At 45.0% G+C, this 24,549-nt stretch carries 22 protein-coding genes; 7 read left to right on the top strand and 15 right to left on the bottom strand.

Annotated features, from left to right (window positions below):
* Positions 1-4 precede the first annotated feature (4 nt).
* The 7 genes from IE165_RS03640 to IE165_RS03670 form a co-directional block, all read right to left on the bottom strand.
* Complete coding sequence (locus tag IE165_RS03640) at positions 5-1,030, bottom strand: isoaspartyl peptidase/L-asparaginase family protein (RefSeq protein ID WP_229826316.1); 1,026 nt, start codon at positions 1,028-1,030, stop codon at positions 5-7.
* Between the two features lie 116 nt (positions 1,031-1,146).
* A complete protein-coding gene (locus tag IE165_RS03645) occupies positions 1,147-2,475 on the bottom strand; it encodes a DUF5125 domain-containing protein (protein ID WP_189625243.1) in 1,329 nt (442 codons plus the stop codon).
* Complete coding sequence (locus tag IE165_RS03650; RefSeq protein ID WP_189625244.1) at positions 2,475-3,965, bottom strand: endo-1,6-beta-glucanase; 1,491 nt, start codon at positions 3,963-3,965, stop codon at positions 2,475-2,477. The genes IE165_RS03645 and IE165_RS03650 overlap by 1 nt, the downstream gene beginning before the upstream one ends.
* A 26-nt stretch (positions 3,966-3,991) precedes the next feature.
* A complete protein-coding gene (locus IE165_RS03655; RefSeq protein ID WP_189625245.1) occupies positions 3,992-5,512 on the bottom strand; it encodes a RagB/SusD family nutrient uptake outer membrane protein in 1,521 nt (506 codons plus the stop codon).
* Between the two features lie 16 nt (positions 5,513-5,528).
* Positions 5,529-8,507 (bottom strand): SusC/RagA family TonB-linked outer membrane protein, encoded by a 2,979-nt coding sequence (locus IE165_RS03660; protein WP_189625246.1) that lies wholly within the window; start codon positions 8,505-8,507, stop codon positions 5,529-5,531.
* A gap of 199 nt (positions 8,508-8,706) precedes the next feature.
* Entirely contained in the window at positions 8,707-10,326 is a 1,620-nt protein-coding gene (gene susR, locus IE165_RS03665) for a SusR family glycan utilization regulator (protein WP_189625247.1), read from the bottom strand.
* Positions 10,327-10,343: 17 nt separating this feature from the next.
* On the bottom strand, positions 10,344-10,760 hold the full coding sequence (locus IE165_RS03670) for an RNA-binding S4 domain-containing protein (protein WP_189625248.1): 417 nt from the start codon (positions 10,758-10,760) through the stop codon (positions 10,344-10,346).
* A 157-nt stretch (positions 10,761-10,917) separates the two neighbouring features.
* On the opposite strand from IE165_RS03670, the gene IE165_RS03675 reads away from it, so the two are divergent.
* The 5 genes from IE165_RS03675 to brnQ all read left to right on the top strand — a co-directional run bounded on the left by IE165_RS03675 (position 10,918) and on the right by brnQ (position 15,095).
* Positions 10,918-11,745 (top strand): 2,3,4,5-tetrahydropyridine-2,6-dicarboxylate N-succinyltransferase, encoded by an 828-nt coding sequence (locus IE165_RS03675; RefSeq protein ID WP_189625249.1) that lies wholly within the window; start codon positions 10,918-10,920, stop codon positions 11,743-11,745.
* On the top strand, positions 11,745-12,326 hold the full coding sequence (locus IE165_RS03680) for an L-threonylcarbamoyladenylate synthase (RefSeq protein ID WP_189625250.1): 582 nt from the start codon (positions 11,745-11,747) through the stop codon (positions 12,324-12,326). The genes IE165_RS03675 and IE165_RS03680 overlap by 1 nt, the downstream gene beginning before the upstream one ends.
* A gap of 8 nt (positions 12,327-12,334) precedes the next feature.
* Positions 12,335-12,811, top strand: a complete 477-nt coding sequence (locus IE165_RS03685) for a DUF4920 domain-containing protein (protein ID WP_189625251.1) — start codon at positions 12,335-12,337, stop codon at positions 12,809-12,811.
* Positions 12,812-12,948: 137 nt separating this feature from the next.
* Positions 12,949-13,788: a dihydropteroate synthase gene (gene folP / locus IE165_RS03690; protein ID WP_189625252.1), complete on the top strand. Its 840-nt coding sequence runs from the start codon at positions 12,949-12,951 to the stop codon at positions 13,786-13,788.
* An 8-nt stretch (positions 13,789-13,796) separates the two neighbouring features.
* Positions 13,797-15,095, top strand: a complete 1,299-nt coding sequence (brnQ, locus tag IE165_RS03695; RefSeq protein WP_189625253.1) for a branched-chain amino acid transport system II carrier protein — start codon at positions 13,797-13,799, stop codon at positions 15,093-15,095.
* Between the two features lie 77 nt (positions 15,096-15,172).
* Here the strand turns inward: brnQ and metG are convergent, their stop codons facing one another.
* On the bottom strand, positions 15,173-17,242 hold the full coding sequence (gene metG / locus IE165_RS03700) for a methionine--tRNA ligase (RefSeq protein WP_229826320.1): 2,070 nt from the start codon (positions 17,240-17,242) through the stop codon (positions 15,173-15,175).
* A gap of 103 nt (positions 17,243-17,345) precedes the next feature.
* Between metG and IE165_RS03705 the strand changes: the two genes are divergently transcribed.
* Both IE165_RS03705 and pckA read left to right on the top strand, forming a co-directional pair.
* A complete protein-coding gene (locus IE165_RS03705) occupies positions 17,346-18,245 on the top strand; it encodes a S66 peptidase family protein (protein WP_189625254.1) in 900 nt (299 codons plus the stop codon).
* A gap of 200 nt (positions 18,246-18,445) precedes the next feature.
* Positions 18,446-20,062 carry a phosphoenolpyruvate carboxykinase (ATP) gene (gene pckA, locus IE165_RS03710; protein WP_229826321.1) on the top strand — a complete coding sequence of 539 codons (1,617 nt, stop codon included), beginning with the start codon at positions 18,446-18,448 and terminating at the stop codon, positions 20,060-20,062.
* 41 nt (positions 20,063-20,103) lie between these two features.
* Here pckA and IE165_RS03715 read toward each other — a convergent pair whose 3' ends face one another.
* From IE165_RS03715 to cyoE, 7 genes are read right to left on the bottom strand one after another with little or no spacing between them, the layout of a single operon-like run.
* On the bottom strand, positions 20,104-20,565 hold the full coding sequence (locus IE165_RS03715) for an ABC transporter ATPase (RefSeq protein ID WP_189625255.1): 462 nt from the start codon (positions 20,563-20,565) through the stop codon (positions 20,104-20,106).
* Between the two features lie 11 nt (positions 20,566-20,576).
* Complete coding sequence (locus IE165_RS03720; protein ID WP_189625256.1) at positions 20,577-21,116, bottom strand: DUF420 domain-containing protein; 540 nt, start codon at positions 21,114-21,116, stop codon at positions 20,577-20,579.
* 4 nt (positions 21,117-21,120) lie between these two features.
* Entirely contained in the window at positions 21,121-21,840 is a 720-nt protein-coding gene (locus IE165_RS03725; RefSeq protein WP_189625257.1) for an SCO family protein, read from the bottom strand.
* 14 nt (positions 21,841-21,854) lie between these two features.
* Positions 21,855-22,232: a cytochrome C oxidase subunit IV family protein gene (locus tag IE165_RS03730; RefSeq protein WP_189625258.1), complete on the bottom strand. Its 378-nt coding sequence runs from the start codon at positions 22,230-22,232 to the stop codon at positions 21,855-21,857.
* Between the two features lie 33 nt (positions 22,233-22,265).
* Positions 22,266-23,003 carry a cytochrome c oxidase subunit 3 gene (locus tag IE165_RS03735; RefSeq protein WP_189625259.1) on the bottom strand — a complete coding sequence of 246 codons (738 nt, stop codon included), beginning with the start codon at positions 23,001-23,003 and terminating at the stop codon, positions 22,266-22,268.
* A gap of 9 nt (positions 23,004-23,012) precedes the next feature.
* On the bottom strand, positions 23,013-23,597 hold the full coding sequence (locus IE165_RS03740) for a cytochrome c oxidase subunit 3 (protein ID WP_189625260.1): 585 nt from the start codon (positions 23,595-23,597) through the stop codon (positions 23,013-23,015).
* Positions 23,597-24,505 carry a heme o synthase gene (gene cyoE, locus IE165_RS03745; protein ID WP_189625261.1) on the bottom strand — a complete coding sequence of 303 codons (909 nt, stop codon included), beginning with the start codon at positions 24,503-24,505 and terminating at the stop codon, positions 23,597-23,599. The genes IE165_RS03740 and cyoE overlap by 1 nt, the downstream gene beginning before the upstream one ends.
* Positions 24,506-24,549: the final 44 nt, after the last annotated feature.

The raw sequence follows: 24,549 nt of genomic DNA on the forward strand, positions 1-24,549 counted from the left end.
AAAGCTAATTTTTGTAGATAGCAACCTCTACTTGCCCATCGGCAGTGATCGTACCGCGGTACATTCCAGCAGTATTGAAGGGCATAGCGACTTGTCCATCCTTGTTCAAGGCAATCATGCCGCCATCGCCACCTAAAGCAGCAATCTTATCCATAACGGTTTTTGTTGCTTGCACGAGTGGAAGCTTTGCATAGGCGACCATGGCAGCCACATCATAAGCGGCAACCGATCGAATAAAATACTCGCCCCAACCGGTACAAGATATAGCCACTTGGCTGTTAGCGTAGTTACCGGCGCCGACGATCGGCGAATCACCTACACGCCCATATTTCTTATTGGTCATTCCGCCTGTTGATGTACCGGCTGCCAAACTACCTTGTTGATCCAAGGCTACGCAGCCCACCGTACCGAACTTCTCATCCACATATTTCTTGTTGTTGCTCTGTTTATCATCATGATCCAAGGCTGTCGATTCTTTGTCTCTTTCTAAGATTTTCTGTAGTGCATCCCAGCGGGGCTTTGTCCAAAAATATGAAGGATCAACCAATACGATCCCTTTCGATGAAGCAAACTCTTCGGCACCTTTTCCCACCATCATTACATGCTCCGACTGCTCCATTACGGCTTTTGCCGCGGTGATGGGATTTCTAATGCTGTGCACGCCTGCTACGGCCCCTGCTTGCAGGGTTTTACCATCCATAATCGATGCATCCATTTCGTTTTCACCATGGTGGTTAAAAACCGCACCCTTGCCAGCGTTAAACAAAGGAGAATCTTCCATAATTTGGATGGCCGCGCTTACCGCCTCCACGCTTGTCCCTCCTGTTTGCAGTACGCGATAGCCTTCTTTTAGGGATTTGGTTAATTCGGCAATATAAGCGCGTTCTAAGGAATCAGTCATATTCTTTTTCAAGATTGTGCCCGCACCGCCATGTATGGCTAGGACATAACGTTTAGGACTAGATTGCTGGGCGAAGCTAGATAGCGATAGGCTCATAAACAACATACAGATGTGTAAAGTAAGGCTCATGTTCATCATGGAAAATTTTGTTCAGTGCGCCTCAAGGTACAGATTTATCGGGGAACAAAAAAGCCGGGCTGCGATAGCCCGGCTCCTAGTGTTTGTTGATTAGGTTTTTTAAACTATTACTTACGTTCTACGTTGAGTACAGCTTGATCATTGCCCGCGGAGAGGTCAACCGTTAACACATAAGTAGCGCCATCAACCAACTGTCTGCCCGTTACAATACCCAAGTTACCGGGGTCTCGACCGTTAGATCCGTTTCCGACCAAAATAAGGTCGCTGCTCGTTGATAGCCCGTCGTTTTTAAACTCGCCGCCCCAGCCCTTCTGATGGAAAAACTTAAAGTTGATGCTGTTTGTCGCAATCTGTTGGCCAGCAACCAAGGTTATACGATACTTCTTGCCACCTATAGGTGCCAAACATAAAGCCTTCTCGGTGGTCCATCCCACCTGGTTACCCAAGTTAGGTTTCCCCACACCTTCTCCAATAATCCATATGGCACCGGTGCCGTCGGCGTTTAGTGTAGCTAAATTGTCTCCTGTCATCGCTTCCACAATAAAGTAGTGACGATCAAAATCTGCGGTGACACGGTATTTACCCGGAGCCGCATTAAAACGGATCTGTCCATTTTCACGGATTATGAAATCCGTATCTAGCCACCAGTCGTCCAATGCCGGAAAATCGGTAAATATCATCTCCTGATTTGCCGTAAGTGTGAGATCCGCTGTATAATGGTTATCATCAAGCATACGCATCTCTACACCATTCAGCATATAACTTTGAAAAGGATCTGCTTGGTAAGTCAACGTGTTGAACGAAATACTGTACTCGCCAGGTGAAAGGTAAGAAAACGGAATCTGCTGGGTGCTACCTTGCGTAACCGCTTCATTCTCCCAACCGAAATTCAGGACATTGCCATTCGCGCCAAATGCTGGCGCCTGAATGTAGCCCCTCACCTTTTGTGGCAGCTCTTTGGTGATGCTATACTGGTTGTTCCCTACACGATCTAAGCGAATAGTTTCCGAATCCGTAATCAAATTCAGGTAAGGGAAATCAGGTCTCGATAGGGCAAGTTCTTTCATTTCTTGCACTTTAACCATACCCACATTTTCGAGCACAAAGCGCAGTTCTGCCGTTCCATTCGGGATATCTTTGTAGAAAGGAATAAAAATTTTCGCATTGTAATTGCCGTAGCTTTTAGTTCGGATAATTTTTTCGGAAACTTTGTCTCCGCTGAAATACAGCTGAACTTTCAGTGTAGATAGCTCCGTCCCATCGTCCGCCAGGGCCACGCGAAAGCTTAGGCTATCGCCGAAATATGCATTATCCGCAACCTCGTCCACCGTTAGGCTCGGGCTGCCTCCGCCCAATGGATAGCGGTATTCTTCTTTACAGGACCAAACAGACGTCATGCCTAGAAACAGCATGATATAGTGTATTAACTTTTTCATTATTTCCAGGTATAAGAGACGACAGATTGTGCAGGAATATCATAACTAAAGTATTTACTACCGTCCGTAAATGTAATCCGTGTATTTTTCGTTTGCTCATTGGCCAACACTACAGCATAGCTATTATCAGGATTCTTGAATGCGGATAGTACTACGCCCTGCTCCGTAAAACCTTCGGTACCGATGCGTACCGCCCCCGGCTTCACCACAGAAGAAAGGTGGCCAATGATAAAGTAATGAGAGTTTTTCGTGATGGTTTTATAGTCCGACATATTGATATCCACGGCACCAAAACAGGTTTGACATCCACCTTCGCGATTGGGGCCACGCTCTGAATCTAGCATCAGGTTCCATACGATCACCGCCCGGCTCCAATTATTTACCGTTCCTAAAGCCACCTCTTTCATATCCTCCAACAGGCGTCTGCCTAGATTTTGACCGGTATTCCATGTTCCGATAGAGGTTTCCGTAAAAATCAGCTCTTTCTCGGGTGCTTTTCCGTGAATATCTAATAATTCCGCCTTATCGCCGCCGTAATTGTGGTATGCAGCGCCCGCAAAGTAAGAGGCAGCTTTTGCATCTTCATATATCTTCACTGGGTAGTCGTCTTGACTGCTGATGTTGTCGTAGTTGTAATTATGATCGAAGGCGTATATTTTTGTACGCAATCCTGCTTGCTGCAACTTCGGGCCAAGTGCATCACGCACGAAATCACGCTGCTCATTCCAGTACATCAACATGGATGCGGAATTTCCCGCATTGAGCGGTTCATTCTGTGGTGTAACAGCGTGAATAGCAATTCCCGCCGCTTGCATCGCTTGAATCCATTTCACAAAGTAAGTGGCGTAATCCTGGTAATATTTCGGATTTAGGTGCCCACCCGTCCAGGAATCGTAGGCTGTTAAATTAGTCAAGTCGACCACTTTCATCCATTTGGGTGCTGTCCATGGTGATCCTAACACCTTAATATTCGGATTTATAGCCAAGATCTCCTTCAAAATAGGAATCACGTATTTTGTTTCTTCCTCCTGTAATGCAAAATTAGCGATGCCTTCTTGATCATTGAGCGTGTATTCGCTTAGCGAGAAATCAGAACAACCGATAGCAATCCGGATATAGCTTTGCCCCATTCCATCGGCTACGCTAAATGTTTCCTTTAGAAACTGTGCACGATCTACGGGTGTCATCTTTAACAAATTGTAAGCGGTAGATCCCGTAATCGCGGAACCAAAACCATCCATTGTCTGGTAGCGTTGCTGTTCATTCAAGCGAATAGTCCGCGGAGACATATTTGCCCCGCTACCAAAGTCAACAAACGACTTTTTAAACTGCTGCGTACGTGCGGCGGTAGTGGTGTAGATGGTTACATCACCTGTTTGTTTGCCCGGTGGCGGTTCCGGCACAGCTTCTGACTGGCCGCTAGAACCGCAGGCCATCACCATTAGACTGAATAAACTACTGAAGAGTATCGTTTTCTTTAAATTTTCCATGTTAATAAAATAGGTTGTTAAGCGGACTAATAGCCCAAATTTTGCTTCAAGTTTGGATTTTGGTCAAGAATACTTTGCGGTATCGGCATCCGGTACGAATAATTTGTAAATGGATACACTTGTGTACGGCGACCGCTATCTTTTGCATAAACTGCGTTCATGACAGGTTCTACCCTATCCAATCGCACAAGATCAAACCAGCGTTGCCCTTCAAAGGCCAGTTCTAGGCGTCGCTCTTTAAGAAGCGCCTCCAACAAGGCCGTGCGGCTGCCGCGGGTGGCGGATGACAATCTCGCTAATTTCGCTCTGACGCGTACCTGATCGATGATATCTGCTGCCGCATTAAGATCGCCTCCTTCCCGCTGTATCAAAGCCTCCGCTTTCAATAGCAGAATATCCGCGTAACGGTATTTGATGATGCTGTTAACCGCTGAGCGAATTTTATACATAAACGGGTAGTTGCTTGCCGGGTAATAGTTGCTCCAACTTGTTTGGTAATATACCACCGACTGCGCAAACCGCACTTCATCCCCTTCCTGTTGAAAGGCATTGATCAGATCGCGGGATGGTGTCACCCACTTGGCCCATGTGAAGTTTGAATTATAGTTGGTGAGATCACGGCCAAACATCCAGGTCACCCAATTGCCATTTCCGGCAAAAAACTGACCTTCCAAGATCGACTCCTGGGTATTTCGTTTTTTTGCGTCTGTGTTGTTGTCGTTCATGCCGAAGAGATTACTGAAATCTTCTTCCAAAGCAAAGCCATCGGCAGCAAGTTCATCCGCATATTGGATGACCTTTCCGTAGTCACGCAATGGCTTCTCCGCATACACCTTTGCCAATACCGCGCGCGCCACCGACTTGCTGAAGATCGTCTTGTTGGTGGCGTTGTTTGCTGGAGCATCGGGAATCGATTCCAACAAATCTTTCTGTATCTGTTCATACACCTCCTTTTCGCTACTTTGCTTTGGAAAGTAAGATGGATAGACCTCCTCGATATTCTCCGAGGTGATATCCTTTGCTACGGTGGTGACCAAAGGCACATCGCCCCAAAGCCGAACCATATCGAAATACACCAGTGCACGAAATATTTTCGCTTCCGCTTTATATTGGCGACGCTCATTTGTCGTCAAGCTGTTGTCATTGACGGAATCGACATATTGCACCATTTTGTTGGCCAGCGCTACATCTTCCATATAGCGGCTCCAGTCGCGCGCAAGCACGGAATTGGATCCTTCAATAGAATTGTTTTCGAAAGGCAACACCTCAGCGCCCGTTGTACCGGCATAGGCATTATCGGCATGTGCATCGCCCACCAGCAACAGATCAAGATACCAATGCTCCTGTCTATTCCGTATCTGGTCATACATCGCTTGGCGATGACTGAGCACGGATGCTTTATCTTTAAAAGCTACATATTCACCGGCCTCATTGACCCCTTCCGTCACATCAGAGAATGAATCCAAGGGATCGCGGACAAGTGAACAACTCTGTAGGCAAGAAATTATGCCTACCCATACTATGCAATAATTAAAATATCTTTTCATGTTCATCATATTACGGTTAAAACTCCAGATTTAATCCTACTACGAAAGAGCGGTTCTGCGGGTATGTGCCCCAATCGATGCCCTGCACACTACCACTACTACCCCATTGGTTAACTTCAGGATCAAAACCTGTATATTTCGTAAAGGTCAACAAGTTGCTGGCCGATACAAAAGGCTGCAAACGGCGAATACCCACATTGGACAACCGTGCCGTCTTGACATCGTACGACAAGGAAATATTCTTTACCCGCAGGAAGCTACCGTCTTCCACAAAGTAGCTAGAGTTTTTCAGGTCAAAACCTGCTTTCGGGATACTCGTCTGCTGGCCTGGTACACGCCATCGATCGAGTACGCGTATCGATTGATTTTTACCATCATACATTCCTTCAGTTTCCATCCGTGAGGCATTGTAGATATCATTACCATAAGATCCTTGCAAGAAAACACTAAGATTAAAGCCCTTGTAGGACAAGTTATTCGTGAGGCCGAATATAAAGTCAGGATTAGGGTCGCCGATATAGGTCCTGTCGGACGAGGAAACGCGTCCATCGCCATTGACATCGCGGTAGCGAAGCTCGCCCGTCTCGGGATCCACGCCATCGCTGATGTAACCGAAGAATCCACCGAGGGATCTGCCTGGCTCATTTCGGACCACATTATCATCCACAAAATCAGATGTCCGGGCGGTGCTGTAGATCCTTTGCAGCTCTAAATTCGTCAGCCGATTTCGGTTAAAGGATATATTAAAGTCCGTAGACCAAAGGAATCCCCGCACTAGATTTTTACTGCTCACATTTGCCTCAAATCCCTTATTCGTCATAACTCCCTCGTTACGCATAATACTTCCCGACGCTCCGCCACCGGTAGGTACACTTGCGTTCATGAGCATGTCCGTTGTTTTTTTGTGGTAGTAGTCCAAGTTGACGGTCAATCGGCTGGCAAATGCCGTAAAGTCAAGACCGATATTGCTCTGCGTTGTTGTTTCCCAACGTAGATCACGTGTGCGGAGATTACCACTAATTGAGGTCACAGGCAATGCGTTTTCCTGTCCTGTTACAAACCAAGCAACCCGTGTAGCATTGTACATCTGCAGGTAAGCATAGTCTGACAACCCCGATTGGTTTCCTGTTTGTCCCCATCCACCACGAATTTTCAAATCATTTATCCATGATACGTCTGACAAGAAGTCTTCCGAAGAAAGGCGCCAAGCGGCAGAAACCGAGGGGAAAACACCCCAACGATAATCTGGATGAAGCTTCGAAGAGCCATCCCCGCGCAAATTGGCAGTCACTAAATACTTTCCATCGAAGTTGTAAGATGCTCGCCCAAACAAAGACATAATTGCCCAATCAGATGCACCGCTACCGGTACCTGTCCACGAAATTTTATTGGCCACGTTTAAGGTTTCAATTAAGTCATTCCTAAAATGCGAGCCATTGATCCAGCTATTGGTATAATCGGACGCAGTCCACGATGTTCCCCCCATAAGGTCGATACCGTGGCGCCCCCATTGCTTTTTATAGTTCAGCACATTGTCGAAGGTCAACACCGTATTCATATTACGGTTATCAGAAGCTTCGCCATATTGCGTCCTCCCCCAAGCTGTAGAAAGTGGATCCAAGAATGTAGTTGCCAAACCGTTCCGGCGATCGAGCGCCAGCATGCTCTTAAATGTCAAATCAGGCGTAAAGGTTAACATTGCGCTTCCTGAAGCGATCAAACGATTCTCGCGTCCTTTGTTATTTTTCGTCCTTGCGATATTCTCCAATGGGCTGCTGATATTGACTCCGTAGAAGTCCGTATAATACTGTCCCGGAAAATCAGGATCCCAAATGGCGCCATAGGTCGGTGTGTTTATCGCGGACAGGACTACGCCACCACGATTGGCTCCATTTCCCGTATTGATGCCATTGCGGATATCATCGGTATACGCAATATTAGCGGTTACCTTCAACCATTTGCGCACGTCGTTCTCGACGTTTGCGCGGAAGTTGTAGCGACGGTAAAACGAAGAATTGATAACCCCCGACTCATCGAGATAACCACCTGAAAGAAAATAACGTAGCTTTTCTGTTCCATCGGAGATGGACAATTGATAGTTTTGCATCAGCCCCTTGGTAAAGGTTTCATCGAACCAATTTGTACGGTCAGGTAGTCCTTCGGGAAGGCTTACCAAGCCGATTTCATCTTGCAGTTCTTTGTACTGTGCCGCATTGAGCGACTCCATTTTGTTGACGACACTATTTTGCGTCAGCTGTCCATTGAGCGCGATCTTTGCATCGCCGGCTTTACCTTGCTTTGTCGTAATTAGAACTACGCCATTGGCTGCACGGGAGCCGTAGATCGCGGCCGAGGAAGCATCTTTCAAGACTTGGATATCTGCCATGTCATTCGGCGACAGGAAGTTGATATTATCCACCGGTACGCCGTCAACCACATAAAGTGGGTTGTTGCTGGCGTTGAATGAGGTTGTTCCGCGGATGCGGATGGAGGTTTCACCACCCGGCGCCCCATTCGGCTGGATCACAGATACACCAGCAGCCCTTCCCTGCAAAGCTTGCCCTGCGGAAACAATGGGACGTTGGTTAAGATCTTCCAGTGACACACTGGAGATCGCGGTGGTGACATCTTTGCGTTTCACCGATCCATATCCAATCACGACAACATCCTCTAGGGCAGAGCTATTCGATTGCATTACGATGGCTATGCTTTCGCTTTGCACCGTTGCCGTAGCTGTTTCGTAGCCAATATAGGATATCGACAGTTCAGCTCCACGGGCAACATTTGCCAGTGTAAAATGACCATCCACATCGGTGGACGTTACGTTGCTCGTTCCCTTCCAGGAAACTGTTGCCCCGACGATAGGCGCATTGGTTTGTCCATCTTTCACCGTCCCTCGTAAGGAAACGATTGTTTGTGCCCGCAAGGAAACGACTTCCAGCAGCAAAAAAACGAAGAGAAAAATAGGACGCGTCATTCTTGTAGAAAATGCCATAGGTCTTATAATTTGATCTTTTTGTGGATTATAATTGTTCACCCCGAAGGGTTATGGCAAAGTTAGTATGGTAGATGGGAAAAAGATTGGATTGAAATGGTCACGAACAGGAAAAGTAAATGCAAAAACAGATTAAAAATTTGAAAAACAAGCAATTAAAGCATACGCTCGAAAGACAAAAAGTAACTCGATTCAGCTGTTAAAAGGATCGAATATCGCCAATATCCCGAATCCTATCTTCAAATTCGTCTTTAGATCCAGCCACCTTACTGCGAACCTTAACCCGATAATTGTATACTGTTCGGAGGGAATATCGCAGAAAAGAAGCGATTTTAGTGGAATCGGTAATACCCAAACGGATCAAGGCAAAGATGCGTAGCTCGGTATTCAGCAATTCACCTTCCTTCAGGCTGATGCGCTCATCGCTACGGAGCAGTTGGTTAAAATCATCAATGAAAGAAGGGTACAAATTCAGAAAGATCACATCAAAATTGTGGTACAGTTCATCGAGCTCATTCTTCACCACATCCTGCGACTTCAATATCTTATTGATGTCGTCATATTGCTTTTGCGCAAAGCGTTTCAACAGCAGCTTACGCTGTTCGTCGATTTTATCGATGTAAGACGAACAAATGTCAAAAAATTGAGCGATGTACTCCTCTTTGATATGGTTCGATTCCGAAAGGCTATTGTTAATGTTTAGCAGCTGATCGTTCAGCATTTTAAGTTCTGCGTTTGCATGATGCAGATCCACTCGTGCTCGCCGTAGTTTCTTGATTTGGGTATATAGAAAAAAGAGAGCGACAACCAAGAACAGGGATAGCAAACTGATAACGATCAAATTTTGACGCAGTGCGCGCTTTTGCGCCAGCTCCTTTTCTTGAAAGGCGGTATTGATAATACCATAGAAAGAGGAGTTCTCGAGCGAGCGATAGCGTATATTACAGAAGGCTGCATCGTTTATGGCTGCCTGGATAAATTGATAAGCTTTATCGATATCGCCCCTGTTATTATAACATTGCGCTAAGCTCTGTAGGGAGGCATTATCTTTAACAACGTGTTTGATATCTGATATGGCCGATAGCGAGAAATAGTACATCGCTTTATCCATATCATCCTTATTCATGTACATCAAGCCCAGCAGATAGGCAATCAATCCCCGTTCGGGAAACTGATCGTCCGTGCTGATGAGCAGCTGCTGCAAAATCTGCTCTGCTTCCGCTTCTCTATTGCGATACACATACTTGGTTGCCAAGGCAACGCGCTGTCTTAGCGATGTGGCAGGCAACAGCATCAGCATGGAATCGCGGTAACGTTCACTCAATTTAAAATATTGCTCATTATTGCTACTCTGTCCATAGTGGCTACCAAATGCGGTGTATGCTTCGAAATAGGCAGGCAAGAGCGCTCTCGGCAAGTTCGGACGATCGACAGCTCGTAGCAACTTTTCGGCTTCGATAAACTTTCCTGTAGAGGAATAAAGGCTAGCCAAGTAAAACGAAGCTTCACGAACAGCCATGGCATCTTTCCGCTGTTCACCTAGCTGTCTGTAAAGCTGCGTGTAGGTTATCGCGGAATCCACCTGATACTTACGGTAGGCATGGATCAATTCCTTGGCTAGCTCTTGTTTGGCGGGCAAAGAACTTTCTTGCATCAATCGCGTTTTCAGCACATTTATGCGTGCTAATTTTTGCTTTTCAAACTTATCTTTAGCAAGAAAGACCTGCGCAAGTGTTTGCGCGGTGCTGTCTGTCCCGGACTTGCAGAGACATGGCGAGACCAGAAAAACAATATAAATTAAGCTCCAATAAAAACGCATAGGTTTTGACTCCTTAACTATTTTTTCTCTTCATCGTCCCACCAATCGGTCTTTAGGTCATCAATTTCTCGACGATCTTTCTTGGTAGGCCGGCCGGTACCGCGATCACGCTTTAATACCGGAGCATGAAAAACGGATTTAAAAGCTTGGGTATCCTCAACCGGTGTTTGATCTTGGTAAAATTGCACAGCGGTCTTGGCGTCGACCCGGCGCTCCAATAAAGCTGTCACTAAAATCACTTTCCGTTCGGGTCCCTTTTGGATAGTATACAAATCGCCAATCTTGACCACGGCCGATGCTTTTGTGTTGTGGCCGTTCAACTTTACACGGCCCGCTTTACAAGCCTCGGTCGCCAAACTTCTAGTTTTGAAGATCCGAATGGACCACAGGTATTTGTCTATCCTCAATTTATCTTTCTCGATTGCTGCTCCCATAGCTGCAAAATTAAAGGAAAATAAGGTAATTTTAGAAAGGTGAGCATCTTGATTCGCCAAAAAATTATAATCTTTGCAGTAAAAGGAATCTCCTCTTGTGTAGACTTGTATGGGGTTCTTATTTTACTCTTTTACTTTTTACTTTTTACTTTGCAAAATGGAATTGGAACTACAGAAACTACAGAAGCTTGTTGAAGACGCTTGGGAAGACAGACAATTATTGGAATATAAAGAATACTTTGAAGCCATCACCGTTGTTATTCAGAAATTGGATGAGGGCGAGCTTCGTGTTGCTGAACCCCTCGGCAGCCGCTGGCATGTAAACGACTGGATAAAAAAGGCCGTTATCTTGTATTTCCCTATCCGAGAAATGAAAGAAATTGACAATGGTCCGTTTGTGTATTTCGATAAAATGAAATTGAAAACGAACTATAAAGAATTGGGCGTACGTGTTGTTCCTGGTGCCAGCGCTCGCTACGGTGCATACCTTTCCAAAGGGGTAATCATGATGCCTTCCTACGTGAATATTGGTGCATATGTGGATGAAGGTACAATGGTCGATACTTGGGCAACCGTAGGATCCTGCGCACAGATCGGTAAACATGTACACTTGAGTGGTGGTGTTGGTATCGGGGGGGTTCTTGAACCTGTACAGGCTGCACCAGTGATCATCGAAGACAACGTTTTTGTCGGTTCACGCGCCATTGTCGTGGAAGGTATTCGCGTAGAGACTGAAGCCGTTTTAGGAGCTAATGTGGTATTGACAGCATCCACAAAGATTATAGATGTTTCCGGACCAGAGCCTATAGAATATAAAGGATATGTACCGGCGCGTTCTGTCGTTATCCCGGGATCATACACCAAAAAATTTGAAGCCGGCGAGTACCAAGTTCCTTGTGCGTTGATTATCGGTCAACGTAAAGAGTCTACCGACAAAAAGACGTCGTTAAACGACGCTTTACGCGAACATAACGTTGCCGTTTAATGCATCGTGCATTCATTGATAGAGATGATGTGAATAAAGCCCTCGAAACGTTGAAAAACGGAGGGCTGATTCTATATCCAACGGATACGATCTGGGGTATTGGTTGCGATGCTACCAATAAAGAAGCCGTTGAAAAGGTTTTCGCCTTGAAAGGCCGCGACAAAAGCAAAAGCTTGATCGTACTGTTACACAACGACAATCAGCTGGCTAGCTACGTTCAGGATATTCCAGAGGTAGCCTACGAACTGATTGAATATACAGAAAAGCCCCTAACTATCGTTTATTCGAAAGCAAAGAACTTAGCGGAGAACGCGCTTGCGGAAGATGGAAGCATAGGCATCCGTATTGTACGTCACCCTTTTTGCGAACAATTGTTGCAGCGTTTTCGCAAGCCTATTATTTCAACGAGTGCGAATATTAGCGGTGCAAGTTCTCCAACATGTTTTGACGATATTTCGGAAGAGATTTTAAGCGGCGTAGACTACGTGGTAACATATGGTCAGCGAGAAAAAGGAGATGGCAAGTCGTCAACCGTTATGAAGATTGATCCAAGTGGAAAATTTGAGTTTTTACGTAAATAGATACAACTATGAAAAAAATCATGTCCATGCTCATCTGCACCATTGTTGCCTTGAACGTAGGCTTCGCGCAACAACAGATAGCACCGGCAAAAAAAGGGACGCAGTATGGCAAAAAAATTGATGCGCAGCATGCTATCTCCGTAGCCGATCTGGAGAAGAGCCTGCAAAAAAGCGAAAACTTCAGCGGAAAAATAATGGGCGAAGTCGTGGAAGTGTGCAAAAAGAAGGGTTGCTTTTTAACATTGAAACGTGCAGGTGGAGAGACGGTCATGGTTCGCTTTACGGACTATGGGTATTTTGTCCCAGCAGATATCGTGGGCAAGAAAATTGCCGTTGAAGGTCGAGCGAAAATGAAAGAAACATCAGTAGAGTGGCTTCAACATTATGCCGAGGACAAAGGAGCGTCTAAAGCGGAGATCGCTAAAATCACAAAACCAAAAACGGACATCAGCATTGTAGCAGATGGCGTGGTCGTATTGAACTAAGAAACGCTATGCAGAAAATTTCCGAGGCTACCGCGAATTACGTAGCCTCTTTTTATTTCATTTTTGCAGCCAGCTAAAGAAACCACATCACTTTCACCTGTTAACTCTTTTCCGCTTTTTGTTTATCTTCGCGTTACATGACGCATTTACAAACTACGGCGGCACAGTCGCTGAATATTGGTGGGCAGCTTGTCAGTCTCGAGCGTCCATTGATTATGGGGATCTTAAATGTAACACCCGACTCCTTTTTTGATGGGGGGCTACATCATCGCGTTGATTTGGCGGTCGTGAAAGCGGAGCAGCTGCTGCAAGATGGCGCAGACATCGTGGATATTGGCGCCTATTCATCCCGCCCCGGAGCGCCACTGATCAGCTCACAGGAAGAAATGGATAGAGCCCTGCCCATTATCCAAATGCTGCACACGAAATATCCCCACGCAAAACTTTCTATTGACACCTTTCGTGCCGACGTTGCGGAAGAAGCTGTAAAAGCGGGCGTACATATCATCAACGATGTGTCTGGCGGCACAATCGATGCAAACATGTTTGCAACCGTCAGCCGTTTAAAAGTCCCTTACATCCTGATGCATATGCGAGGTTTGCCAGAAAATATGCAAGAATTAACCGAGTATGACGATATCGTTGTCGATGTGGCTACTTTCTTGGGCGAAAAAATAAGTGAGTTGCGGGCGCTGGGTGTCAAAGATATTATTTTGGATCCCGGGTTTGGTTTTGCCAAGACCATCGAACAAAGCCATGACCTTTTGAGACGTGTCGATGCGTTACATTATTTCGGATTGCCCATCTTGGGAGGTATATCTAGAAAATCGATGATTTACAAAAAATTGGGTATTACGCCGGAAGAATCGCTTCCGGGAACGATAGCGCTCCATACCCTGCTGCTATCCAAAGGTGTACAAATTTTGCGCGTACATGATGTTAAAGAAACCAAACAAGTTGTGGATTTACTCTTTTAGAAGACATCATGAAAAAAATTGGAGATATCGCTACTATTGGATTCGCGTTGTTTGCGATGTTTTTCGGTGCCGGCAATTTACTGCTGCCACCATTCATCGGAATACAGGTAGGCAGCCACGTTTGGATAACAATACTGGCCTTTGGCCTAACCGGCATCCTCTTGCCCTTTCTAGGGATTCTTGCCGTTACGCGATCCGGAGAAACATTTAACGATCTCGGAAATCGGGTGAACAAAAATTTAGCCTCCCTACTAGGCGCAATCATTATGATCTGCATAGGTCCGCTCATTGCACTTCCAAGAACTGCAGCCACCACTTATGAAGTAGGGATATTGCCATCGTTCCCTACCAGCAATCCATTGTGGACATCCTTGGTCTTCTTTATCGTCGTTTGGCTATTTGCTATTGTTCCATCGAAAGTTGTCGATTTGGTAGGTAATGTGCTCACCCCTTTTTTGCTCATCATCCTCACAATATTAGTCGTGGCAGGCATCGTGCATCCGACGGGTTCACCAAGCGCCGCGGCCTTATCAAGCACGGAATCCTTTTTGCTGGGCTTTACAGAAGGATATCAAACGCTGGATGTATTAGCCTCGGTGATATTCGCTAGTATCATTATCGCGGCCACGAGGGCCAAGGGGTATCACTCCATCCCCGAAAAGAACGCGGTGGTGATCGCTGCTGGCGTGCTGGCAGCTACCTGCCTGCTTTTCATCTACGGTGGGCTTATCTACCTCGGCGCTACGGCTGGGATACAGGATACATCCGTCAAACGTTCTGAACTGCTGATCCATATATCAAATAGCGTATTAGGAAAATACGGTAGCTTGGCTATTGCATTGAGCATAGCGCTGGCTTGCCTGACGACAGCCATCGCACTTGCAGCTGCAGTGGGTACATTTTTTAGCAGGCTTACCCGTGGTAAACTCGGCTATAAGTTACTTGTTACCCTGACTTGCCTAATATCTGCCGTCCTATCCATCACGGGAGTAGACAATATCATTCAGTTTGCCTATCCGCCGCTCGCTTTTGTTTATCCGATAGTCATCACGTTGGTACTATACGTTGTGTTTTTTGGTCGGCTAGTAACCTGGAAGTCGCCTTATATCGCGGCATTGATAGCGTCCACTATAGTTGCTACATGTAATGTGCTGCATATTCTTGGTCTACTTGCTCCAAAGCAAGTAGCCGTGTTGAATAAAATCCCGTTCTTCTCTTACGAACTGGGCTGGGTTATCCCTTCCTTACTAGCTTTTTGCATTACTTGGGGAGTTGGATGGATACGAAATAAACCTGCGCGTGCCTAAGCACACCGTATTTCGTTGCAGGCAAAAAAAGAGCGGATAGATCGTTCTATCCGCTCTTTTCGCTGAGAGCATCGACCCTAGCGGACACTACAGCCTGGTCGAATTGCCGATGTTGGATTAACGAAATCAAGCCTCCCGTCAGCATCCTCTGCCATCAAGATCATCCCTTGGGAAGTGATACCCTTTATTTCTCTAGGTTCTAGATTGACCAAGATAGACACTTGTTTCCCTACAATATCTTCAGGTGCAAAGTACTCCGCAATACCAGATACTACTGTGCGTTGATCGATGCCCGTGTCAATTTTTAGCTTCAACAGCTTCTTGGTCTTCGCGACTTTCTCGGCTTCGATAATCGTTCCTATGCGGATATCCATTTTCAGAAAATCGTCGTACGTGATATTCGCTTTCGCTGGTTCCGCTTTCATGGCGGTTGCAGCATTCTGTGCCTTCGCATCAGCTAATTTCTGCAATTGGAACGCTACTTGCTCATCCGTTATTTTTTCGAAAAGGAGAACGGCTTCGCCTAATGTATGTCCCTCAGGAACGATCGTCCTCGCACCTGCCTGATCCCAATCTTGTTCGGCAATATTCAACATCGCAAATAGCTTCGCTGCCGTGCGCGGTAAGAAAGGTTGTGCAAGCACCGCCAAATTGGCTACAATCTGTGTGGCTACGTAAAGTACTGTTTTTACGCGCTCCTGATCCTCTTTATACACTTTCCAAGGCTCTTCATCGGCCAAATACTTGTTACCCAAGCGCGCCGCATTCATAAAGTGGCTCAGTGCTTCACGGAAACGGTATTGTCCGATAGATTGCTCGATATCTTTCGGGAAGTTGGCCAACTCGGAGAGCACAGCTTGATCTTGTTCTGTCAATGCCGATCCTAAAGAAACTGCTCCCGCGAAATATTTATGCGAAAGCACCATAACGCGATTCACGAAATTACCTAGGATAGCAACCAGCTCGTTGTTGACGCGGGATTGAAAATCTTTCCAAGTAAATTCACTATCCGATGTCTCGGGAAGGATGGAGCTTAATACATAACGCAGCTCATCCTGTTTCGAAGGAAATTCAACGAGATAGTCGTGTAGCCATACTGCATGGTTCCTGGATGTAGAAAGCTTATCGCCTTCCAAATTCAAAAATTCATTGGCCGGTACATTTTCCGGCAGAATATATTCGCCATGCGCATGCAAGATCGCTGGAAAGATAATGCAGTGGAAAACGATGTTATCTTTCCCTATAAAGTGGATCAATGTCGATTCTTCTGCCGGATTGGCTTGTTTTTTCCAGTAAACTTCCCAATCTTTCCCGTTATTTAATGCCCACTGCTTGGTGGCAGATATATAGCCTATCGGTGCATCCAGCCACACGTACAATTTCTTTCCGGCGGCTTCCTCCAACGGCACATCAACTCCCCAATCCAAATCCCTCGTCATGGATCGGGGGTGCAGTCCCGATTTCAACCAAGACTGGCATTGCCCGAACACGTTGGATTTCAATTCCTGCCTCTTACCTTCAATCAGCCATTTTTCCAACCAAGGTTGGTATTTATCCAAGGGCAAATACCAATGTTTAGTTTCCTTTAAAATGGGCGTTTTGCCACTGAGGGTAGATTTCGGGTTAATAAGATCTGTTGGATTTAGGGATGTACCACATTTCTCGCATTGATCCCCGTAAGCACCTTCATTATGGCAATGCGGACAGGTTCCTACAATGTACCGATCGGCTAAAAACTGATGAAATTCTTCATCGTAATATTGCTCGGAAAACTTCTCGATAAATTCACCTTTTTCATAAAGATTTAGGAAAAACTCTTGCGAAAGCTCATGATGCACCTTCTCCGAAGTGCGGTGATAGATATCAAAATCAATTCCGAAGGACTCAAAGCTGTCTTTGATCTGCTTGTTGTACTTATCGATAATTTCGCGCGGTGTAACGCCTTCCTTTTTGGCTTTAATCGTGATTGCCGCACCGTGTTCATCAGAACCGCAGACAAACACGACCTCCTTTTTATTTAAACGAAGGAAGCGCACAAATATGTCAGCAGGAATATAAGCCCCTGCCAAGTGCCCAATATGTAAAGGCCCATTTGCGTAAGGGAGAGCCGCAGTAATAGTATAGCGATTTTTGAATAAAATACTCAAGGTATAACGATTTTTAAAATAACAATAACGACTAAAAAAGTGAACAAAAGACTTGTTTCTTTGACAAAGATAACTCAATTTGCGCTTAAAATACGCGCATAGCATGAAAATACCCGAATTTCTCCAACCCGGCGATAAAGTCGCCATCGTGTGTCCAGCAAGCTACATCAAAGGCTCCATTGATATAGCCGTGAACGCGCTGCAAGATTGGGGTTTAAGGGTGGATATTGGCGAAACAGTCACTACGCAGTACCATCAATTCGCTGGCAGCGACGAGCTGCGCGCTGCGGATCTGCAACGCACGTTGGACGACCAGAGTATCAAAGCTATCTTTGCCGCTCGGGGTGGCTATGGTACCGTCCGGATTATCGACCGCTTGGACTTCAGCAACTTCGTGCATAAGCCGAAATGGATCATTGGTTTTAGCGATATAACCGTACTGCACAGTCATCTACAGCATAAGCTGGGCATAGCGAGTATCCATGGACAAATGCCAAAGTCTTTTGACGACAGCACCGCGGAAGCCCTAACATCTTTACGGAGGGCTATCTTCGGAAAGCCCATGGACTATCGCTATCAGCAATCCGGATTTCCCAACCGGTCTGGTGTAGGTCTTGGACAACTGATTGGCGGGAATCTCGCCATTCTGCATAGCATTCTCGCTTCTGTTTCCGACGGTTCCTACGAAAACAAAATTTTATTTATCGAGGATGTGGGCGAATCGTACTACAACATCGATCGTATGCTATGGACTTTGAAGCGAGCAGGAAAACTAGCGAAACTGCAGGGATTGATTGTGGGAGGCTTTAGTAGCTTGAAAGATAGCGACCCATCTTTCGGACAACGCTTCGAGGAGATCATCTTGGATAAGGTTAAAGAATACAATTTTCCTGTATGTTTCGGTTTCCCCGCGGGGCATATTGAAAACAACCACAGTTTAGTGTTAGGAAAAACCATTCGAATACAGGTGAAAAACGAAGAAACTTCGATAGAATACCAGTAGTTGTCATGTTTATTCGGCAACAGCACTTTCAATAATAACAACGAATACTAAAACTGCGCGCATGAGACACAACAGAAACAGCATATAAATAAAAAATTTTCATTAATTAACCTTTTATAGCCAAATATTTACCAAAAATATCTTTTCGGTTTAAAGGAGAAATATTCTAGCTAACTTAGCTCCATAAAACAAATTATGATATGGTTATGGAAATGGAATATCCAAACCCGCTCGATACGGATAAGCCGATGACGAGTTTATCCAATAAGGTCTATTTTCAATGTACCACGGAAACCTTGGTGGAACAGACGCTTGAACGCGGACAAGGGCGGCTGAGCGATAGCGGAGCCCTATGCATCAACACCGGAAAGTTTACAGGTCGATCGCCAAACGATCGTTTTATCGTCAACGACGAAACCACGGCAGCCTCGGTAGACTGGGGTAGCGTAAATATACCTATATCAACGACTGTATTCGATGGCTTGCTAGCGAAAATGACTAGTTTTATCGCGGATAAGGAATTGTGGGTACGTGCATGCTACGCAGGCGCAGATCCGAACTATCGCATACACGTGACGGTAATCAATACGACACCATGGGCCAATCTCTTTTGCCAGCATCTATTCATCCGGCCTGAAGAAGGGGATCTTCAGAACTTCCAACAGGAATGGGTCATTCTGCAAGTTCCTGAATTCCTAGCCAACCCAATTGTCGATGGCACGCGACAGGAAAACTTCGCTATAATCAATTTCAGCAGAAAGATGATCTTAATTGGCGGTACTGCCTACACAGGTGAGATGAAAAAGGGTATTTTCTCGGTACTTAATTTCCTTTTACCTCGGCACAACGTATTGCCCATGCACTGTTCCGCCAATGAGGGCCCTGATGGGGATGTTGCGCTTTTCTTTGGTCTCAGTGGCACGGGAAAAACGACCCTATCTGCCGATCCCTTGCGAAAACTCATCGGCGACGACGAGCACGGCTGGGCAAAAGACAGTATCTTTAATTTCGAAGGCGGCTGCTACGCAAAATGTATCGATCTGCAAGCGGATAAGGAACCGCAAATATATGGCGCCATACGTTCGGGAAGCCTGCTGGAGAATGTCTGCTTTGTTCCCAACACCAATATGGTCGACTACAGTGATAGCCGTATTACAGAAAATACCCGAGCAGCATACCCCATAACGCACATCGCTTTGGCCAAGCAGCCATCCGTAGGCAAGACACCATCCAATATCTTTTTCTTGACTTGTGACGCCTTTGGCGTGCTGCCTCCTATTTCAAAATTGACCATTGCACAGGCGATGTACCATTTTCTTTCCGGCTACACGGCTAAAGTAGCTGGCACGGAAATCGGCGTAACGGAGCCACAAACGACCTTCTCGGCCTGTTTTGGTCGTGTATTCCTACCCGCGTCCCCCACAACGTATGCCGCCTTATTGGGGAAAAAGCTCGAACAGCATCCTGACGTAAATGTTTGGCTTGTGAATACAGGTTGGACGGGTGGAGCTTATGGAGAGGGGAAAAGGATCAGCTTACGCCATACACGAGCGTTAGTTGCCGCAGCTATACATGGGCAACTGCAGCATACTTCCTTCATGCCACATCCTTCGTTTGGGATCCTCGTGCCACAATCTTGCGCTAACGTTCCTTCGGCAATATTAAACCCCCGCGACACGTGGCAGGACAAAAATGCGTATGATCTACAGGCCAATAAATTAGCCAGCCTCTTCATTCAAAATTTCGAAGCTTATCGGCAACAGGCCGATGAAGCAATACGAAAGGCATCGCCACAAGTCCTTCAAGCAGTTCAATAAATAAACAAAGGCAGTCTATAGTGGGCTGCCTTTGTTTATTGTTATAAGAACACGCGTGCGTGCCAACTATCTTTCAGCGGGACTTCCCATTTCTTGTCCAGTTCGTCTACCTGCGTCAGCATGTTATTGAACACAATAGTTTCCGCATGAACTCCACCGTCCCTCACCAAACTGGAAAAAGTGTCTCGGCCTACTATAAGGATATTACCACTGCTAGGATCGCGATAGGCGATTTGCATACGATCAAACAAAGATATACCCAATTCCTGCTCGATCTTTTTAAGCAGATGTACAGATTTATCTATAGAGCAGCCTGTCACCATGGCTTTTTCTTCGTCAACCATCAGCATTAAGAACAGGCCATATCGGATGCTAAAACTACCGGCCAATTGATTACCATGTGCAGTCCATTGTAAAACAAACTCCGATAAAATATCCTCTATGCGAGCAATCTCCTCGTCGTGCAAAAAACGGTTGCATTGATAAACCCATACTCTCTTCATAGCTTGTAAATTTAATGTGCGTAATACGGCGAAATCATCACGTAAACAATAACACCGGTAATAGCAACATACATCCACATCGGGTAAGTGATTCTTGCCAATTTTTTGTGTCTTTCGTAGGCTCCTGCAATACCTCTGACAAATGTAAAGAGTACAAAGGGGATGATGATAATCGATAAGAGGATATGCGTAATTAAAATAAAAAAGTATACAGACCGCATTACTCCTTCCCCACCATATGCTGTAGAATCCGAAGTCATGTGATAGGCCACGTACATGACAAGAAATGCCAATGAGCAAGCCATGCAGACCTTCACCAAGTTTTCATGCAATTTAACATTACCCTTCTTTATTGCCGCTACTGCAGCAAATAGCATGATTGCTGTCAAACCATTAACTGTGGCGTATATTGGAGGTAAAAAATGCAAAGGTTTTACGTCGATACCCAAGTCTTTCAACTTAACACCAAATAATAGGGCGACCAACAATGGAATAACTACGGATAGGGTCACAATCCATTTCTTATATTTCTTTTCTTCTTCCGTTATCATAAAACTATTTCTGTGCTATTTTTGCAGGCCTATTACGAATTTCCTCTACCACGAGTAATTTAGTTTCGTCTTCCAGCCGATCGACCTCTCCCTTTTGGCTCACATCATAAAACCCACGTATTCTTCGCTTGGAGTCTACCAAAACGAGCTGATTGCTAATGAGAAAGCGTGTAGAATCAGCCGGATCCACCATCGCATCAATCAAAAGTTGCTCTTTGGCATACGAAAAAATATCCGATGAGGCGCCGAACACAACTTTCCAGTGCCCGCGCTGCAAGCCCTTAAAAGGCTTCAAAAATGCAGTTAGACGCTCTTGGTTTTCCGATGGATCGACCGAGATGGAGAAAAAATTAATAAGCGGATTTTCTTGAAATCGCTCGGATAGACCCTGAACGTTTTCCATCATCAATTTAGAAAACGAACCGTCTTTAGAGTAACATAAATGCACGATATTTATCGTCGTATCCGATGCAGGGAAAGTCACTGCATGTCCATCAAAATTGGTGAAAGTAAGCGTACTTAGCGTATGAAAAATAGTATCAGGGTACTCCCTACCCCAATTTCGCTTCATTTCACCGCTCAACTTCTTCTCTCCGAACACCGGTAAAGAAACGTAATGATTCGACCCTAATCTATTAACGGCTATATATAAAAATCCTGGCACTAGTAAGATTAATGCCAGGAGAATTATTTTGGATTTACTTTTTTGAGTACGTTTACTCATCGAGTTCCTTCTATTTAGTTGTTAGGAAACAAGGGGTGCGATTGAAAATGATGCAGTAAATAATCGCCTTCGATCAACAACAGAACTATAAAATAAACAATGAATATAAATCCGATGCTACAGCATACAATAAATCCTGATTTCTCAAATTTCAAGTGCATGAAGTAAGCCACAATATAATATGCTTTTACTAAGGTTAGCACTATATAGACTGCGTTCAACAGCATGCCCTTTTGGATAATGCCCCAATGGTGAACAAAACCCAAGGCAATTAAAAACTCCAGTGCAGTAAGGGCCAGAAGTATGAAAAACACTTTCCAAATTCCCTTTTTGTCCATTCCGCCATGATCGTGATGATCATGTGCTGCTATATTTTCGTGATGATTTGACATTTGCTATAGAATAAATTATTATAAGGAAACCAATTAGATTAAGTAGAAGAAGGTGAAGACAAATACCCAAACCAAATCTACAAAGTGCCAATATAGACCGACTTTCTCTACCATCAAATACGTACCGCGCTTTTCAAACGTATTGTTCAATGTCATAGAGAGGATAATGATGTTCAACAGAATACCTATCGATACGTGAAATCCGTGAAAACCGGTGATGGTAAAAAAGAGGTTAGAGAACTGTAAAGCCGCTGTATAGGAAATTTCTTTCGAAAAATAAGGGGCCAAGGCCTGCGCTACGGCTTCTCCTTCTAGACCTGTTGCTGGGTTTCTACCGAACCAAAAACCTTCGTGGTGCAAGTGTGTCCATTCAATTGCCTGACAGCCGACGAAACAAAGACCACCTAATATCGTCCAAAGCATCCATTTAACGACTTCATGCTTTTGGTTTCTATGTCCGGCATCTACCGCCAACACCATCGTCACCGATGACATGATCAGGATAAATGTCATGATACCAACAAACACTAACGGTTGACCATGTTCAACTATTCCCGGTACCGATTGAAAAATCTTATCCGCGTCAATCCATGTCGGTTGTGCGAACTTTTGCGCGCCGTAGTAGAGTAGAAAGGCCGAAAATGTAAAAGCATCCGATACCAAGAAAAACCACATCATGATTTTTCCATACTCTAAGTTCCAAGGCGACTTACCACCGCTCCAAGGGCCGTCTTTTACCTTATCTAATTGCGATACAGTTGTTGTACTCATTTTTTACTATTATTGATTCAAAAGTAAGAAAACATAAATATAAATCCATAAAAGATCGAGAAAATGCCAAAATATAATGGCTAAATTCATGCGGAATTGGTTGTCGGGAAAAGGGATCGGCTTTAGCGCTCCCAAATAACAACGAACCAATACGATCAAGCCCGCGATAATATGTGCCAAGTGCAATCCAGTAAAAACATAAATAAAAGATTGCGAAGCATTATTATTAACAAAGTAAATACCTCGTCCAGCAAAAACATGCCAGGCGTGTAGTTGGATGGCGAAGAACACCAATCCCAATACCATGGTCAGCAATAAAAACAGACGCTGCTTGGCGAACTTCTCGGCTTTCACCGCTTGGTAGGCAAAGTGCAAGGTCAAACTACTCACAAGTAGCACAACCGTACTGTAGGTGAATGCAACCGGCAATATTGTTTTGATCCCTTTATCTACCCCGCTCGCTGTATACACGATAAATCCACTAGACAAGGCTGCAAACATCATGAACATACCAATCATACCGAGCCAAAGATTGAACTTTTTGGCTTTTCGAGATTGAAGCAGTTCTTCCGTATTATATTCTGTAGTATCCATTACTGAAAAGGAATAAAATCAAACAATAAGACTAATTGGGTCAATGGCAAATAAAAAAACGACGTGAACATTACCTTCTTTGCGGTTTTATCCGTTTTTTGCAGGGCATGTTGATAACCATAGTAGGCAAACAGCAGCGCGCCCAGCAACGCAACGGTCGTGAATATCCATCCACCGAAACCGTAGTAAAGAGGCAAAAAACCAACCGGAATCATCAGAACAGCCGAGATAAAGATCATCCAAGCTGTCGTTGCATCTTTTTGCTTGGTTGGCAAAAGTCTGAATCCCGCATTTTTATAATCTTCATCGGCAACCCAAGCAATAGCCCAAAAATGGGGAAATTGCCAGAAAAACTGAATCAGGAATAAAATCCACGGCGTGATCACAATTGCGGCCTCACTTACTGCAGCATACGCAAAGCCGAAACCAGCGGCTTGAAACGCGGCATAGTAGCCAATCAAAGGCGGTAATGCACCAGGGAAAGCTCCAACGAAGACTGCAATAGGCGATTTCTGCTTCAGTGGCGTATACACAAACGCATAAAGGATAATAGAAAATACAGACAAGAGACCCGCCAAAAAGTTTAAGCGAACAAGCAACAATGTACCAAATATGCCCATAAAAACGCTTAATACCAATGCTTGTCCTGTAGTCATCCTCCCAGCAGGCAATGGCCTATCTGCTGTTCTCTTCATCAATTTATCCAAATCGCGCTCGATAATTTCATTAAAGCCATTAGCGGATCCTGTTACCAAAAAGCCTCCGATGGTCAGAATCAACCAGTTCAGCCATATGATATCGCCCTGTTGTTTCGCGCCTATTAGAAAAGAGATAGATGCCGAAAAAACAACGGTCAACGTTAGCCGAAGTTTAATTAATTTATTGAAATCAGAAATGAACTCCTTCATGAATACGTTATGCTAATAGATGTAAACCGTTTGATTCGGTGCAC

Origin of the sequence: Sphingobacterium griseoflavum (genome assembly GCF_014653155.1) — a bacterium.
In the GTDB taxonomy this organism is placed as follows: Bacteria; Bacteroidota; Bacteroidia; order Sphingobacteriales; family Sphingobacteriaceae; genus Sphingobacterium; species Sphingobacterium griseoflavum.